Genomic DNA, 15,226 nt, shown 5'->3' with positions numbered 1-15,226 from the left:
TACAGTGCCAGACTGGTGTTTTCCATTTACCACATGCTACTAACTTAAGCTGCTCATCGTGGGCTTCTTCTTACCAGAAAGAAGTAAGCCAGCATCGCTGCGGCGCTCGTCAATAAAATAATTACGCCTAGCGGAACAGCAGTGTCTTCACCCGCGATGCCGACTAGCGGAGAGACGACCGCTCCGAGCAAGAAGGGAATGACACCAAGTAGCGCAGCAGCGCTGCCCGCCATATGACCTTGGCTCTCCATTGCAAGCGGGAATGATGCCGTTGATGTAATGCCGATTGCCGCTACGAAGAAAAACAGCGGAATCACCAATGCGAACAGCGGTCCATGGACGATGGCCACCACTAAGACAGCGACGCTTGCCAAACAGGCAAGCCATAGGCCGAACAATAGAAAGGCGTGTTCGGATACGCGATGCGCCATCCGCCCGACCAGTTGGGAGCCGATGATCAGGCTGATGCCGTTCGATCCGAACAATAGAGCGAATACGGTCGGCGAGGCCCCGTAAATATTTTGATAAATAAAGGGCGTTCCCGAAACATACGCGAAGACCCCCGCGATCATAATGCCTTGTGCCAGCATGTAGCCAACAAACTTGCGATCTCGCATGAGCGATCCATAGTTCCGCAGCTGCTGCACGAAATTGCTGGGCCTGCGGCGATCAGATGGCAGAGTCTCCTGTAGTCTCCATTTTGTCATCGTCAATAGGTAGATTCCCAGCAGTGCCAACGCTATAAATACGCCGATCCAAGTAGTAAAAGAAAGAATCCCACTACCGGTAACCGGTGCCACGAGCGGACCTAAGTTACCAACAAGCAAGAGCAACGAGAAAAATTTTGTGAGCTCGTGACCACTGTACAGGTCGCGAGCGATTGCGCGGGAGATAACAATGCCCGCCGAAGCGGCAAAACCTTGCACGAACCGAAATACGATCAATACCCCGATATTTGGCGAGAATGCGCAAGCTAACGAGGCAACGACATAAACGGCCATGGAGATGAGAAGCGGATTGCGTCTACCGTAGACGTCGCTCAACGAACCCATAACGATCTGGCCGATGCCGAGTCCGAGTAAACAAGCGGTCAAGCTGAGCTGCACCAGCGAAGCCGTCGTATCGAATTGCTTCACAATCTCCGGGAACGCCGGTAAATACATATCGATAGTAAAAGGCCCGAGTGTCGAAAATAAACCAAGCAGCAAAGCTAGTCTAAAAACATGCTGTGTGTTCTTGTTGGTCATAATAAATACAATCTCCTATTCTTCTTTCCAATATTTCCGTTTAGTTCAATTGCTCTTCTTCTTTGCTAATCGCAAACCAACCCGGCATTGCCTGAATAACATTCCAAAGTTTTTCCGGAAGTTTGAGATGGACGGATTTTGAAACCTTCAACTCCATATCGATTTCTGCTTCCCGGCCATTTTCAGCTTTTTCAACCCACTCTGGGTCCATAACTAACGCATGACCAATAGCAATTAGCGGTACCCCTAACTCTATAGCTTTAAGCGCATCGTCAGGTGTTTTAACGGAACCAGCAGCCATGACGGGTACTCTGCTGTCTACCTTTTCGAGAATCAATTCGAGCCGTGTTTTGTCATTTTCGCTGTTAATCGGTTTTGAAGATAAATCATCCAACGAAGCATGGATATAGTCGACATCTAGTTCAACAAGTCGCTCAATTAATTCGTAAGTATCTTTCATTCGCAGCCCCCCTTGTTTCGATTCTTCGGGGGAAAGGCGGAATCCTAAAATGAACGGTTTTTGTGTTAGCTTCTTAATGACACTTTTGATCTCCTCAATAACTCCAGTTGGGAAACGCAAGCGGTTCTCAAGTGTGCCGCCCCATTCGTCTGTACGTAGATTTGTCATTGGCGACCAAAAGTTTTGGATCAAAAATCCATGAGCACCATGAATTTCGATACCATCAAATCCAGCTTCAATCGCTCTTCTCGTAGTTTCTCCAAAGGCATGAATAATCGATAAAATTTCCTCGTGCGAGAGCTCTCTTGATTCTACGCTTGGAGCAAATGCTGTAGCCTCTGTTTTCATTACGCTGGCACTAACAATATCCTGGTTCGGCAAAGCTTTATTACCGGCATGGAAAATTTGAAGCAAAGCGGGGGCCCCACCGCTTTTCGCAGCATGAGCAAGTTTTCGCAGGCTCGGAATAAAGGAATCGTCGTAAGCGGCAAATTCATTCGTAAAGCCTTGTCCATTTGGAGTGACCTGCGTGCACCCCGTTATAACGAGTCCAACCCCATTAACTCTTTTGCGGTAATAGCTGACTTCCTCCTCGGAAATGGTTAAATCATCGTTGCTTGCCCAAGTTGTCATTGGTGCCATAACGATGTGGTTCTTGATCGTAATACCGTTTAACGTGAAAGGCTGGAACAGTGGATTGTATTTCGAATTCATTTTTTGTCCTCTTTTCATTTGATTTATTGATAACAGTTTAGACATCAGAAGGCAAATACTTGAAGCATCTTTAATAGCAAACCCTGACCAAATGAGTGCTCATGGATTGGCGCTTCGAACCTTTCGTTATTAAACATCTAAATATCGAACGTTCGTTTATTTATTGGCTTTACTTGATGATCTCCCGTCTGTTCGTTTTTTAAATAAACGATCGTTCGATTAAAATTAAACATTTCAAATCAGAGGGATTTGTTCCCTCTGAAAGTCTCAAGCTTTTAAAGCATCCCAGGTCATTAGAATTAATTCGTTCAAGCTATCCTGTTTCAACTCTATTCGACCGCCAAAATATTCTTTTACATATTGCATGGCCGGGATAAACATGAACATATGGAGCAAGTTCGTATCCACTTGTTTGAAAACATGTTGACTCTTGCCTTTTTCAAGTAAGCTAAAGATCGGCTCAAACAAATCTGTTCCTTCTTTTCGAGATAACTTATGAAGGAGAGGTGAGTTTGCAAATTGCTCAATAAATAAAAATTCTTCTTTATTGGTCAAAATAAAGTTTATATACTTTTTCAACGCATGTTCGAAAGCTGATTGTAACGAGATAGAGTCATCGTAATTATGAAGCACTTCTAGACTCATCTTCTTTTTGACATTCAAATACAGTTTATTCAGCATATCCTCCTTGTTTTCAAAATAAACGTAAATCGTTGAAGAAGATACGTTGGCTTTTTTTGCAATCTTGGACATCGAAGTTTCCGATAAACCATGTTCATTTATCAGCTGGATCGCTGAATTAAAAATGCTCTCGCTTTTATTTTCATCTTTATGTCTCATGTTTCAATATTAAACGATCATTCGATTAAAGTCAAATTACTTCGAGTCCTCAGTTATCCAAATTCATAAAACTATCCTGCCCGTCCCTGAGAAAGCAGTTGATCCGATCCGTCAGCTGCCAGATTGTGTTGACTTTCTTAAAATCCTGATTCTAGGTAATCTTCATGTTTGTCAAAAAAAGGGGTAACCTTCTCAATAATCGGATCTATTACCGATACTGCATCCTTCGTTGTTACATGCCAATCCTCATTTGAGCTGAGGACTTCAGCTAAAAAAGCATCAATGTCCATGGTGTGTAATTCCTTCCTTTATGTCCTATAGGGTGTAACCTTATTATTGGTGATGCAGATCATGTTTATTCCTGCAATACTTTTGATATATGTTTGGGACGGGAATTTGCTGAAAATAGGTATCCGAGAGAAGCAACCGATCATATTTACTTCGGCAAGTGACAACAGAGCCACGGCAGGAATCCCGCCATGGCTCTCTGTTTCGATTGCAGTTATTGTTCCAACACCTTTTCAAGCTCGCCGCACCAATTACTCCAGCCATACTTAGCTCCACCCAGTGCTTGAGCATTTGAGATTCCGGTTTGTTCGAGATGAAGGTTAACCTTTCCGTCCCCTAAATCCTGTAGCGTCCAGGTGACCGTGTGCTTCTCTCCGCTGGCCCAAGTATAGGACAACCGGTTTGGTGCGTCCACGATAAGCACCTCGCCGTCGATAATTCCATTCCACCATTCAGTCGGCTGAGTGCGAAACTGAAAACGGTGTCCTACGACGGACTTAAAATCATTTTCCGTCACTTGACCGGTGTGGATGTTGACCACCCACTTGGCAAGCTTGCTTGAATCGGTTAAGGCGGACCAAAGCTTCTCAGTCGATGTCTTATACTGAAAGTCCAAGGTTAATGTTAAACTCATTCTTCTTCCTCCTCTAATAGTTGGTTCAAGCGCAACATATTCGTACGCCAAAAATTGCTGTAGAAAGCCACCCAATCTTGAATTTCTCTGAGTGGAGAGGCGTTTAACCTAAATCGCGTCTCTCTCCCGACTTTTCGATCAAGTACCAGTCCGGCCTCTTTAAGGATTGTCAAATGCTTGGATACCGCTGTACGGCCCATTTGAAACTGTGCCGTTAACTCATGAAGCGGTATCTCCTCTGCCTCTGCTAACAAACGAATCAGTCGGCGCCTAGTTGGATCAGCAATCGCGTCATACACATCCCGCGACTGGTTGTTCTCGCTCATAGCACCCACTCCAAAATATTATTTTCTGTAGTAGAAACTTATTGGTGGTACGAAGGGAGAGCCGTTGATTTTACCACCTCCTTAAAGTTTGCGGCTCTTCGGACGTAGCGCCCACGAGGCGATATTTAGTGCAGCATATGAAAACGGAAGGATAATATGAAACCCGTACTCACCATAATCGTTAGCAAAAACATGAGATAAAGCCGCACCAGTCATTAAAAAGAAGATACCAGCGTGAACCCATTCTTTAAGCCGAGGAAAACCTGGCACGACGAGAGCGATGGCTCCAAGCACTTTCCAAATCCCGAGAATGGTCAAGACGTATAATGGGTAACCAAGATTCTTCACTAACTCGAGGTTTCCTCCATATTGCATCAGTTGCCCGATACCACTTAACGTAACAGCTGCTGCAAGTAGTAATGTGACTGACCAATAAGCAATCATTTTTCCTCGTGGCTGGGTTTCTACTTTCGCGGTTGTTTCCGTACCAATGAACGTGCTCATTTTGTTTCCTCCTCATAAGTGTTGATTCAAGTGAACTATATTCTTGCTCCAAATTTTCTAAATGACTAGCTCCCAATTGGACACCATATGGTGTCTATTTGAGTATAAGACACCATATGGTGTCATGTCAACAACATTTTTAAACTCCACATGAAAACGTTAGTTAGCAATGTGTGACAACACTTTATGCCATATGGCTCTTTGACTAAATGTTAAAAAGCCTCGGCGCGATAATGCCGAAGCTTTTTGTACAAGTAATATTTCTCCTTCAGTATTAGTCAATATCAATGTCGGTCGTACTAAAATTAATGGTAAATCGCCTGTACGTTCCCTAAGTTCTTTAATATACATTTCATCAATAAATTGATTAAAAGATCACATCCTGTAACACGTTCGGGAAGTGGATTCCCAATTTTTTTACATAAACTTAGTAGTCCTGTCAGTATTATCCGCTGTATGCTTAACGTTTTAACTATTCGTAATGGTACCACCATTAACATGAATCATTTGTCCCGTTACATATCTGGAGTCGTCGCTTGCTAGATAAACATAAGCAGGGGCCAACTCCGCCGGTTGGCTGGCCCGTTTCATCGGAGTTTCGTAACCGAATGTCATGATTTCCTCAACCGTATACCCTGCCGATACGTTCAGTGGTGTCCAGACCGGTCCTGGGGCGACACCATTCACGCGAATGTCCCGATCAACCAAATTCAAAGCAAGTGAACGGATAAATGTTACAATGGCGCCTTTTGTAGCTGCATAGTCAATCGAATCGCTCTTCCCGAGATAGGCGACCCTGGATGTCGTGTTAATAATCGAGCTTCCCCGCTTTAAATAAGGCAGGACGGCTTGTGATAAGTAAAAGAAGGAAAAAATGTTCGTTTGAAACGTTCGTACCAACTGTTGAGGATTTATCTGTTCGAAGCTCTTTTGAATATGCATTTCCGCACAATTGTTTACGAGAATGTCGATTGACCCGTATGTGTTCAGCGTCTTATCTACTACAAACCGGCTAAAACTTTCATCGCCCAAATCGCCAGCGATCGTCAAGCATTTACGCCCTAATTGTTCAATGCGTTGTTTCGTGTTTTCGGCATCGTGATGTTCATTTAGGTAAACGATGACGAGGTCTGCCCCCTCCTTGGCAAATGCAATTGAGACCGCTTTGCCGATACCACTGTCCCCGCCGGATACGATAGCTGTTTTTCCCGCCAGCTTTCCGCTTCCTCGATAGTTGGGGTCTTCCGAAACTGGTAGCGGCACCATCATCCATTCCAATCCTGGTTGAAACGGCTGTTGCTGCGGCGGGAATTGGATTGGAATCATCTCGACTTTTTTCATGTATCCATCTACTTGTCGCATATGTTTCTACTCCTTGCATTCGGCATATCTCAGTTTATGCTCTGAAAATCACTTAGGCTACACAAATTAAATGGCACCGTCCTGTATTGGACCGTGCCGTTCCTGAACATTTTGAAAAGATGGAGATGAAAAGTCGAAATCTTACTTGTCAGTTATATTTAGTTGAGAATAGGCAGCTGATCATCTGCCGCCTGCCCGGTTGGTTCCGCGGCAGCCTTGTTTTTGTGTTATTCAACTGGTATATAGGTTACACCTTCTGTGTAGGAATTGTTAGCATTCCAGATTAGGTATTCAGTAACACCAGCATCTTTTAAGGCTTTAATTTGTGCATCTACTTCAGCCTTGCCATATTTAATATAATTGCCGGCACCTAACCAGCTTGCTGTAAAGTCTTGAATCCAAGGACGCGATAGGGGTGGAGTCTGGAGTTGTGCAAACTTCACTTTTTCAGCTTTCATATATTCGGTAACAAGTTTATATGGATCTTTATCTGGTTTTGAAATTCCAAAATAACCATCGGACCAATGACTTGGATAAATCATAGCCGAAATTACATCTACTGAGCTTGAAATGCGGTTAAAGTTCTGACCGATACCTGGAGCTTCAGGCAATGTAGCAGAATATCCGAAGATATCAACAGAGACTTTTACTTTATACGGTTTTAGTTGTTCTCTGGCATATGCGACAAAGTCGCTGACAGCATCAACACGAAGCTGTGTCATACGTGCTTTATCGCTAAAATCCGGTACTTGGGGTGCATGTTTTTTTAGATCAGACATGCTCTTTTGAGCATCGTCCACTGCTTTTTTATTTTCGTCGGTATTTGCTGAATTGTAGGTATTCGTAGCATCTGTCAACTTTATCTGTAAAGAAGTCAAATCGTCTTGATATTTCTTAGAGGCTTCAACATAATCTTTTTCTTCTTGTTCAAATTTAGTTGGTTTTTTATCCTTGTAATCGCCCAATGAATATTTAAGAACTTTGTCCCTACTTTCAAAGCCTTCTGGGAATCGCACATAGTCAAATTGTATTTCTTTAAACCCAAGTTCTGCAGCCAATTTTGCTACATCTATATTATGATCCCATGTTTCTTTAAGGAATGGGTTGATAAACCCGTCACCGTTACCATTTCGCCAAATACTGTTGCCGTCAACATAAGAAAGGTCTGGACGTTTTTTCGCCAAAACCGTATCTTTAAAGGAAACAATACGAGCGATTGGGTAGATTTTATGCTGTTCAAGAGTTTTCATGAGTGCTTGGGGATCTTTTATGTAAGGCTGGCCAAATTCTGCAAGTTTTCCCTCAGGCTTAAATGTGATATAGCCGTCATCATCTTTTATATCTATCACCATTGCATTTAGGTCGGTGTTATCAACAAGTGACAGAAGTTTAGGCATACGGTCCCCTCCAGCTGACCAACCTGTTACATAAATTCCACGTACAGCATCTGGATAATCGAAGTGTACTGGGGGATCCCATGCAGGTGCTTGACTTGCTGCAGGTATTGGCGACACCGCGAGCGGTGAATCTGAGGGCGATGGCGCGGGTATGGGTGTGGGCGTGGGCGTGATTTCTGGTGCAGACGTTGATGGCGGTTCCGATGGATTCGGCGTGTTTAAAGCAACTTTTGATGACAAACAAGCTGACAACGAGAGTACTAAAAATAGCATAATAAAAATAAGACCTTGTTTCTTCACGATGTTCTCCCCCTTCTCCCAAAATCACTCAATTCTAATAGTTATTTTTAATTGGTAATAACGGGAAATTTGATACTCAATAATTGAAATATTCGCGAAGCGATTAAACTATGCTCCTTGTTTGTACAATAAATAAAAAAAGAGCCGTCTAAGCAGCTTCTGCACTAAAGTTCCTCGTTAGCCAAACATGCAGCGCAAACGCTGTACCACAAATGATGAAAATGGTATATAGAATCCGTCAATACTGCTGGCAAGGCTGGGAGAGGAAGGTCCATGAGCTAATAACCTGCGGAAATGGGAATTCCTTAAGCGTAGCCAAGGAACGTTTGCAGATCCAATCTTTAAATACAGAAAAATACTCAGGGAAGCGAATGTCTATCCAGCGGATGATTCGCTTCTGAAGCCGTACACTATTTGTCACCCAATATTCCTGATCACTCACCATTGTTCGCAACATTTCAAAGACTGCAGCTTGTCGAGAGTATTCATAGTAAAATCCTCGGCTGAACACGTCTGCAAGCCAATTAGCCAGGTTTGACCCGTAATGTCCAGTCGGCTCCATGCCAATGAGGAGTCCCTGTAAACGGTGTTTTTATTTCAGTCCATCGATCCACCGTACTAATTTTTCGAAGCCTTCATTGTATTTGAAAATGTGAGGTGACGATGAGAAAGTACGATGCCGCGAAAATTAGTCGCTTGTGCTAAATGAGTTTCCTTCGCAATGTCGATGCCCTAACAGGCTTGTTTAGCTGAGCAACTTCACGTTCGTAATTTTTCACATCCCTTACTCATCAATAATCCCCCTTTCAGAGCCTTTTCCCAATAGGAAACAAAAAAAACCTGACCGTATTGGTCATGGTTTTAAGGGTTTTTCTCACTTTTACTCACTCATTCGCTGGATTCCGTTGCCTTGAAGTCAAAAAAGACATGGACGAAAAAATACATGTCTTTTTAAAGCATTTGCTGTGTTTATGGCGCCAACTCTCGCCACCGTTAACCCGGCATTCTTAGTCCAATGCCCCGTAAATGGCAGCCCGTAGTCGGGGATGAATGAAGGGCTCAAGGCTCGGCAGCAGCTGCTGCATGTACACGACGGACAGTTCTTCCTTCGGATCAATCATCAAGTATGACCCGGCTAGACCGGCCCAGCCGAATTCACCGATCGAGCCGTTGATGCCGCCTAATGCAGGATCGATCATAACACGGACGCCCAAACCATAGCCATAACCACTCATATGCGGCCAGTTGAAATCCTTGAGCTGCTGCGAACTTAAATGATTGGTCGCCATCAAATGAATCGTCTTCGGGCTAAGAATCCGCACCCCGTCCAGCTCCCCGCCCTTCGCCAGCAGTTGCGCAAACCGGCTGTAATCGGCGATCGTCGAAAGCAGGCCGCTTCCGCCGCTTTCATGACGGCTTCCCGGTTGATAGTGGGCGTCCATCCTTGTATTAGGAGTAAGCGTGCCGTCTTCTGCAAGATCGTACATGGTGCATAGACGATCCCGCTTGTCGTCCGGTATCCGGAATGAGGTGTCGGTCATCCCCAACGGATCGAAAATTTCCTTCTGCAGAAAATTACCAAATGTTTGTCCAGACAGCACTTCGATCAATGCGGCCAAGACATCGTGGCTTGTACCATACTTCCAGTGCGTGCCGGGATCGAAAGACAGCGGAACGGACGCCAACGCTTTGGACAAAGCCTGCATATCCACGGTCGTTGCAGCGTTCTCCATGATTGTACGAGTTTGCCTTTCGGTTTCCGTGCCGTCCCCACCGTATGTAAGCCCGGAGGACATCGTGAAAAGATCCTTTATCCGGATCGGACCCGTCACAGGAGATAAAGCCTTGGCTCCGTATTCGTTGTATCGGTACACCTGTGGATTTTTGAAATCCGTCAGGTATTCCTCCAACGGATCGTTAAGCAGATAAAGTCCTTTTTCATAAAGCATAAGTGCCGCTGCACAGGTAATTACCTTTGTCATCGAATAGATCCGGTAGATTGTATCCGGAGTGATCTCCTTCTTCTTCTCCAAATCCGCATAACCCAGGGTTTCCTGATATACAACTTCTCCCCGCCGCACAACGGTACAGGCACAGCCGGCCGGCCCCTTTTCCATTACACTCTTAAGCAGTGGAGTCAATCGTTCAGTCAGTCGAATACTTGAGTTCATATTCCTATCCCCTCCCAGAAACGTTTTCGATCATAATTATAGCATAATCTTCCATAAGGATAACTACCAGCGGTTTCAAGCCAAACTGAAACAACGCGCACCGATTGAATATCGGTGCGCGTTGGCAGCATAGTTTTTTTCATCTGTCTACTTGACAGGGGTATGACCAATCCCAAAGCATCCGCGGAATTGGTTTGAGTCTACGATCAAGACTAATATTCAAGACCAAGCACGGCAGATACGCCTTCTTGATAATAATGCTTAACGACCTGTACTTCAGATACGAGATCAGCTTTTTCGATAATTTCAGGCTTCGCATTACGTCCGGTCAGAACCATATGCCGATGCCGGGGTCGACGTACGATCAGCTCTACTACTTCGGACAATGGAAGGACGTCGTCTATCGGAAATCGTTCAATCGCCAGTGCATTGTTGATTTCATCAAGAATGATGACGTCCCAATCACCGTTAATCGTTTCCTCCTTCGCCATCTCCCATGCTTTGCGTAAAGCTTCGCGATGCTCCTCAGGCGTTTTCGTCCAAGTGAATCCGACGCCTAGTTGACGCAGTTCTACACCGATTTTACGCAAAGCAATTTGTTCGCCATATGTACGCTGCGGTGATTTGATAAACTGTAGCATTAGCACTTTGTATCCCCGCCCAACCGCACGGACGGCCAAACCAATGGCTGCTGTCGTTTTCCCTTTGCCATCTCCCGTATAAACGAGCGTGTAGCCTTTACGGTTCTTTGTTGCAGTCTGATCCATGGAATTTCCCCCTCGTTCAATCGTCAGCAGAGCACCGCATGAATAATTATTTTCTGCCCCAAGCCTCAGAAAAAATTAACTCCTCCAAATTCATCCTCTTCCGCCAACCTTCCTTTTCCAAAATGGGCTGCTCCGGAAAATGATCGGTATATCCAATGGATAACAGCGCAACGGGGTCGATATGAAAAGGAATTCCAAGTATATGACGGATATCCTGTTTTTTGTAAAAGCTGACCCAGCCGACCGCCAGCCCTTCCGATCGCGCTGCAAGCCACAAATTTTGAATTGCGCAGGCAACGGAAGCAAGATCCGTTTCGGGTATCGAGTTACGTCCAAGAACGTGCAATCCTCCACGCGTCGGATCCAGCGTCACGCATATGGTGACGGGAGCTTCCGTCAACGCTTCGATTTTCAGCTTAGCAAACTTTTCCGATTGCTCGCCTTCATAATGAATGAGCAAGGCTCTCCGTTCCTTGTCAGCTGCCTGTTTCAGCTTGAACTTTGTTTGCTCCGATGTGATAACAATAAAATTCCACGGCTGCATAAACCCGACCGAAGGTGCGTGATGGGCGGCTTGTAATAGTCGCATAAGTAAATCGTTCGGGACTGGGTCCGGTTTAAACGTTCGGATGTCTCGCCGTTGCTCAATCACTTTGTAAACGGCTGCTTTCTCCTCAGCTGAAAAAGCATGTGCATGGGAACTCTTAGGACTTGATCCGGTAAGCTCAGGAGCTTTCATTTTTGTTAACAAAGGTGCAGGGACTAACGGCAACGAAAGCATGCTGTATGCCTCTAGTTCCGGTGCAGGACTTGGGAATCCCAGATCTTCAAATGTAGCCATTTCATCCGCAATTCTAACGGCAGATTCAATGATCGGAAAAGCAAGCGCCGCACCCGTTCCTTCACCAAGCCGCATGCCGAGATGCAGTATCGGCTTAAGGCCAAGGTCATCGAGGATGATACAGTGCGCCGGCTCGACTGAAAGATGGGATGCGATCATGTACTCACGGCAGCGGGGCTCAATGCGGCTTGCCGCCAAAGCGGCGGCTCCAGTGATGACTCCATCGATTACAATCGCAATTTTACGGGAAGAAGCACCCAAAATAACCCCAATTAATCCAGCAATTTCGAGCCCGCCGACTTTTGCAATGACATCAATCACGTCATCCAGGTTCGGCTGATTGAGGTGAATCGCCCGCTCAATCACTTCAATCTTGGCATTAAGTGCAGCATCATCAATACCAGTCCCTGTACCAGTTAGTTCACGGATCGATCTGCCCGTGAATACCGCTGTCATGGCACTGCTCGGTGTCGTATTACCAATCCCCATTTCACCGAGTCCAATCATATCGATTCCCTCGTCGGCAAGAGAAAGAGCTATATCGATACCGATATGAATAGCTTCAACTGCCTCCTGTTTCGTCATCGCTGGACCTTTGGCCATGTTAGCTGTACTGCAACGAATTTTTCGCGCAATGACACCTTCTGGTACTTCAGCGAGATTACTGCCGATATCGACAACTCGGACAATAGAGCCGGTTTGCCGGGCTAACACGTTGATTGCTGCCCTTCCACGAACAAAATTGCCTATCATCATGCCCGTCACTGCTGCAGGATAAGCGCTTACGCCCTCCTCGACCACGCCATGATCACCGCACATCACCACGATCGCTTTATGCTCAACCTTCGGCTGCAACGTTCCTTGTATACCAGCGAGCCGAACGGCTATATCCTCAAGTTCCCCTAAACTGCCAAGCGGCTTTGTCAGATTATTCAAACGTGACTGCATTTGCCTCATAAAAACGAAGTTCGGCCGTTCGATCCCGTTTAAGACTTGAAGCAATGTTTCCACAATTATCTTCCTTCCTGTACTTTACACGTTTCACCTAATTGCATTATTGTGTTAAACAACAAAACGCTCAAAGCAATGATCTTTTAACAACAATGGTAATTCAATCAATTGACCTGCTTCAACTGACTCTTTAAACCACTCAAGTAACGCAGCATATTCCGTAATTTCTGTAAGGTTTCCTAACCATAGTTGTTTTTCCCTCGTTATAATTCCGATCACATTTTTACGATCACAGGGTCCCATGCAGCCTGTTGTAGAGAGCTGCAAAGATTTGTGAAGTGAGAATTGCTTCCAGCTTTTCTGCAACCACTCCAACGGAATCGGAGCTGCCCCTTTATCCACCCGACCACAGCAGCAGCCGGTTGCACATATCAAAACCTGTCCCCATTTTACAGCCATGTTGTTTTATCCTCCACTGCGGTACGTACGGTCAGTTTTGGTTCTATTTCCGGATAGCCGATAAAGACAGTACCGATTACTTTCTTATTCTCGGGTGAGCCGATAAATTGATGCATACGTTCATCACGCACAAGCCCGATCCCTCTCGTTCTCCAAACCAATCCAAGCCCTAATTCCTTAGCGGCAAGCCACATGGAGTGAATCGCACAAGCTACTGCATATTCATTATCCTCAGACGAGGCTTCATCTCCAGGGATCATATCCGCAGTTACCACAATTACAAGCGGGGTTTTCTCCAAAACGATCAGGGATTCTTGAATCAAATTAGGCTTCGTTGGAAAGCGCTCCTGCAAATATTCGTTGGCTATTTCTTTATACCGCAGCTTAGCTTCACCACGTATAATATAAAAATGCCAAGGCTCACGCAGACGGTCATTCGGCGCCCAAGTCGCAGCTTCAAGCAGCCTAGTGATTTTATCCGTCTCTACTTCAAGGGGTAGATAGTTTCTCACGGCTCTACGGTCTTTCAATGTTTCTAGGACAGTCATTGGTATGCTCCTACTCTATTTCATGGTTTCGACTAGCTTTAAAAGCCAGACATGTATCAATCCATCGTTGAACCATTTCAGGCGCCGATGCAAAATGAAAGTGTGTATAACCCGCAATCACATTAAATTGCATATATCCTTCTTGCTTAGTGCCTCTCAACCCTTTCGTCTCATAGGCAGACCTGATTTCTTGATCTCCATTTGATTGAAAGATGGAATAATGAAATTCATGACCCTTCGCGTGATCTTGTGGCCCTAGAAGAAAATTCCCAGGTGTACCGGTTATTTCACGATAACCCAGTGCGGCTAGTTTATGCTGCATTTTCACTTTCCCAGGAACCAGCCCGAGCATAGGATAATAATTCCCCTGTGTGTCTTCGATGCCCTCACTTAAGTACATGAAGCCCCCACACTCTGCCAAGGTGGGAAGTCCTGCTGTGATACTTTTGACGATAGAAGCTTTCACGTCATCATTATGCATTAGCTGTTCGACAAATTCCTCAGGAAATCCCCCGCCTATATAAAGTCCGTCTGCATCTATGGGCAGTACATCGCCAGCTAAGGGTGAAAAATATTCAATTTCTGCACCATAGGCTTCCAGCAATTCTAAGTTTTCCGGATAATAAAAATTGAAGGCAGCATCTTTGGCGATAGCTATTTTCACCTGTTTCGGCTTCTGGATGGAGGAAAATAAATGTCCATCAAAGGTAACTGGCTCACACGTTGATAACTCAATGAGCTTATCCAAATCGATCTGGGAAGTGATTAGGTCTGCGAGTCTATCAAAAAAAGGTTTAAGCTCGCCTCTTTCAATGGATGGTATAAGTCCCAAATGCCTCTCTGGAATTTCGATCTTATCATCGCGCTTTAGGAAGCCAAGAACGGGCACATTACATTCTTGTTCAATAGCTTCCTTAACAAGCTTGTAATGACCATCGCTTCCAACTTTATTGGCAATGACGCCAACGATCCGAATTCCTGGGGAGAAGCATTGAAATCCCTTCACAATGGCAGCCGCACTGCGAGCCATGCTTTGACAATTGACAACAAGGACAATTGGCGCATCCAGAATCATACTTATTTCTGCCGTACTGCCTTCATTCGTACGTGGATTTTTACCATCATAAAGACCCATTACACCTTCAATTACCGAAATATCCGCTTCCTTGCTTCCTCGATCGAAGATTTCCTTCACTGTATCGTGATTTAGCATCCAGCTATCCAAATTTCGTGAAACTCTTCCAGTGACAGCTGTATGATAGCTCGGATCAATGTAATCGGGTCCGCACTTAAAGCCTTGAACCACATAGCCCTGTTTACGCAGAGCGGCCATCAATCCGAGTGTCAGCGTTGTTTTGCCAACACCACTGCCTGTTCCGGCAATCACTACTCTTCTATGCATGATAATAAAGCCTCC

16 protein-coding genes and 1 pseudogene are annotated in these 15,226 nt (G+C 45.0%); all 17 read right to left on the bottom strand.

The annotated features are described in order from the left end of the window. Positions 1-53: 53 nt before the first annotated feature. The 17 genes and pseudogenes from AC58P7_RS17845 to AC58P7_RS17765 all read right to left on the bottom strand — a co-directional run bounded on the left by AC58P7_RS17845 (position 54) and on the right by AC58P7_RS17765 (position 15,211). Positions 54-1,247, bottom strand: a complete 1,194-nt coding sequence (locus AC58P7_RS17845) for a multidrug effflux MFS transporter (protein ID WP_497345139.1) — start codon at positions 1,245-1,247, stop codon at positions 54-56. Between the two features lie 40 nt (positions 1,248-1,287). Then, positions 1,288-2,421: an NADH-dependent flavin oxidoreductase gene (locus AC58P7_RS17840; protein ID WP_497345137.1), complete on the bottom strand. Its 1,134-nt coding sequence runs from the start codon at positions 2,419-2,421 to the stop codon at positions 1,288-1,290. 267 nt (positions 2,422-2,688) lie between these two features. Then, the gene (locus AC58P7_RS17835; protein WP_497345135.1) at positions 2,689-3,261 is read right to left on the bottom strand and encodes a TetR/AcrR family transcriptional regulator; all 573 of its coding nucleotides are present in this window, start codon (positions 3,259-3,261) and stop codon (positions 2,689-2,691) included. Between the two features lie 137 nt (positions 3,262-3,398). Next, positions 3,399-3,551, bottom strand: a complete 153-nt coding sequence (locus tag AC58P7_RS17830; protein ID WP_497345133.1) for a hypothetical protein — start codon at positions 3,549-3,551, stop codon at positions 3,399-3,401. A gap of 212 nt (positions 3,552-3,763) precedes the next feature. Next, positions 3,764-4,183 (bottom strand): SRPBCC family protein, encoded by a 420-nt coding sequence (locus AC58P7_RS17825; protein ID WP_497345131.1) that lies wholly within the window; start codon positions 4,181-4,183, stop codon positions 3,764-3,766. Beyond that, positions 4,180-4,509 (bottom strand): ArsR/SmtB family transcription factor, encoded by a 330-nt coding sequence (locus AC58P7_RS17820; RefSeq protein WP_497345129.1) that lies wholly within the window; start codon positions 4,507-4,509, stop codon positions 4,180-4,182. The genes AC58P7_RS17825 and AC58P7_RS17820 overlap by 4 nt, the downstream gene beginning before the upstream one ends. 81 nt (positions 4,510-4,590) lie before the next feature. Next, positions 4,591-5,013 (bottom strand): DoxX family protein, encoded by a 423-nt coding sequence (locus AC58P7_RS17815; RefSeq protein ID WP_497345127.1) that lies wholly within the window; start codon positions 5,011-5,013, stop codon positions 4,591-4,593. A 468-nt stretch (positions 5,014-5,481) separates the two neighbouring features. Continuing rightward, positions 5,482-6,375 (bottom strand): SDR family oxidoreductase, encoded by an 894-nt coding sequence (locus AC58P7_RS17810; RefSeq protein ID WP_497345125.1) that lies wholly within the window; start codon positions 6,373-6,375, stop codon positions 5,482-5,484. A gap of 227 nt (positions 6,376-6,602) precedes the next feature. Beyond that, positions 6,603-8,072 carry a putative glycoside hydrolase gene (locus AC58P7_RS17805; RefSeq protein ID WP_497345123.1) on the bottom strand — a complete coding sequence of 490 codons (1,470 nt, stop codon included), beginning with the start codon at positions 8,070-8,072 and terminating at the stop codon, positions 6,603-6,605. 238 nt (positions 8,073-8,310) lie between these two features. After that, complete coding sequence (locus AC58P7_RS17800; protein WP_497345121.1) at positions 8,311-8,634, bottom strand: hypothetical protein; 324 nt, start codon at positions 8,632-8,634, stop codon at positions 8,311-8,313. 445 nt (positions 8,635-9,079) lie between these two features. Then, on the bottom strand, positions 9,080-10,243 hold the full coding sequence (locus AC58P7_RS17795) for a serine hydrolase domain-containing protein (protein WP_497345119.1): 1,164 nt from the start codon (positions 10,241-10,243) through the stop codon (positions 9,080-9,082). Positions 10,244-10,455: 212 nt separating this feature from the next. Then, a complete protein-coding gene (gene cobO / locus AC58P7_RS17790; RefSeq protein ID WP_497345117.1) occupies positions 10,456-11,010 on the bottom strand; it encodes a cob(I)yrinic acid a,c-diamide adenosyltransferase in 555 nt (184 codons plus the stop codon). 46 nt (positions 11,011-11,056) lie between these two features. Continuing rightward, on the bottom strand, positions 11,057-11,749 hold the full coding sequence (gene bluB / locus AC58P7_RS17785; protein WP_497345292.1) for a 5,6-dimethylbenzimidazole synthase: 693 nt from the start codon (positions 11,747-11,749) through the stop codon (positions 11,057-11,059). Positions 11,750-11,839: 90 nt separating this feature from the next. Continuing rightward, positions 11,840-12,862: pseudogene (gene cobT / locus AC58P7_RS17780) on the bottom strand (nicotinate-nucleotide--dimethylbenzimidazole phosphoribosyltransferase); the annotation flags it as partial. A 51-nt stretch (positions 12,863-12,913) separates the two neighbouring features. Next, positions 12,914-13,261: a (2Fe-2S) ferredoxin domain-containing protein gene (locus tag AC58P7_RS17775; RefSeq protein ID WP_497345116.1), complete on the bottom strand. Its 348-nt coding sequence runs from the start codon at positions 13,259-13,261 to the stop codon at positions 12,914-12,916. Next, complete coding sequence (locus tag AC58P7_RS17770; protein WP_497345114.1) at positions 13,252-13,809, bottom strand: nitroreductase family protein; 558 nt, start codon at positions 13,807-13,809, stop codon at positions 13,252-13,254. Before AC58P7_RS17770 ends, AC58P7_RS17775 begins: the two co-directional genes overlap by 10 nt. A 10-nt stretch (positions 13,810-13,819) precedes the next feature. Continuing rightward, positions 13,820-15,211 carry a cobyrinic acid a,c-diamide synthase CobB gene (locus tag AC58P7_RS17765; protein WP_497345112.1) on the bottom strand — a complete coding sequence of 464 codons (1,392 nt, stop codon included), beginning with the start codon at positions 15,209-15,211 and terminating at the stop codon, positions 13,820-13,822. Between the last annotated feature and the right edge of the window lie 15 nt (positions 15,212-15,226).

Source organism: Paenibacillus sp. J22FR5 (genome assembly GCF_059691975.1).
This window is presented reverse-complemented; position numbering and strand designations above follow the sequence as displayed.

What these genes read in the sequence shown, in the direction of transcription:
- AC58P7_RS17820 (WP_497345129.1), bottom strand. Translation starts at nt 4,509, where the DNA reads ATGAGCGAGAACAACCAGTCGCGGGATGTGTATGACGCGATTGCTGAT.
- AC58P7_RS17830 (WP_497345133.1), bottom strand. Translation starts at nt 3,551, where the DNA reads ATGGACATTGATGCTTTTTTAGCTGAAGTCCTCAGCTCAAATGAGGAT.
- AC58P7_RS17845 (WP_497345139.1), bottom strand. Translation starts at nt 1,247, where the DNA reads ATGACCAACAAGAACACACAGCATGTTTTTAGACTAGCTTTGCTGCTT.
- AC58P7_RS17815 (WP_497345127.1), bottom strand. Translation starts at nt 5,013, where the DNA reads ATGAGCACGTTCATTGGTACGGAAACAACCGCGAAAGTAGAAACCCAG.
- bluB (WP_497345292.1), bottom strand. Translation starts at nt 11,749, where the DNA reads ATGAAAGCTCCTGAGCTTACCGGATCAAGTCCTAAGAGTTCCCATGCA.
- AC58P7_RS17765 (WP_497345112.1), bottom strand. Translation starts at nt 15,211, where the DNA reads ATGCATAGAAGAGTAGTGATTGCCGGAACAGGCAGTGGTGTTGGCAAA.
- AC58P7_RS17810 (WP_497345125.1), bottom strand. Translation starts at nt 6,375, where the DNA reads ATGCGACAAGTAGATGGATACATGAAAAAAGTCGAGATGATTCCAATC.
- AC58P7_RS17795 (WP_497345119.1), bottom strand. Translation starts at nt 10,243, where the DNA reads ATGAACTCAAGTATTCGACTGACTGAACGATTGACTCCACTGCTTAAG.
- AC58P7_RS17770 (WP_497345114.1), bottom strand. Translation starts at nt 13,809, where the DNA reads ATGACTGTCCTAGAAACATTGAAAGACCGTAGAGCCGTGAGAAACTAT.
- AC58P7_RS17800 (WP_497345121.1), bottom strand. Translation starts at nt 8,634, where the DNA reads ATGGAGCCGACTGGACATTACGGGTCAAACCTGGCTAATTGGCTTGCA.
- AC58P7_RS17835 (WP_497345135.1), bottom strand. Translation starts at nt 3,261, where the DNA reads ATGAGACATAAAGATGAAAATAAAAGCGAGAGCATTTTTAATTCAGCG.
- AC58P7_RS17840 (WP_497345137.1), bottom strand. Translation starts at nt 2,421, where the DNA reads ATGAATTCGAAATACAATCCACTGTTCCAGCCTTTCACGTTAAACGGT.
- AC58P7_RS17775 (WP_497345116.1), bottom strand. Translation starts at nt 13,261, where the DNA reads ATGGCTGTAAAATGGGGACAGGTTTTGATATGTGCAACCGGCTGCTGC.
- AC58P7_RS17825 (WP_497345131.1), bottom strand. Translation starts at nt 4,183, where the DNA reads ATGAGTTTAACATTAACCTTGGACTTTCAGTATAAGACATCGACTGAG.
- cobO (WP_497345117.1), bottom strand. Translation starts at nt 11,010, where the DNA reads ATGGATCAGACTGCAACAAAGAACCGTAAAGGCTACACGCTCGTTTAT.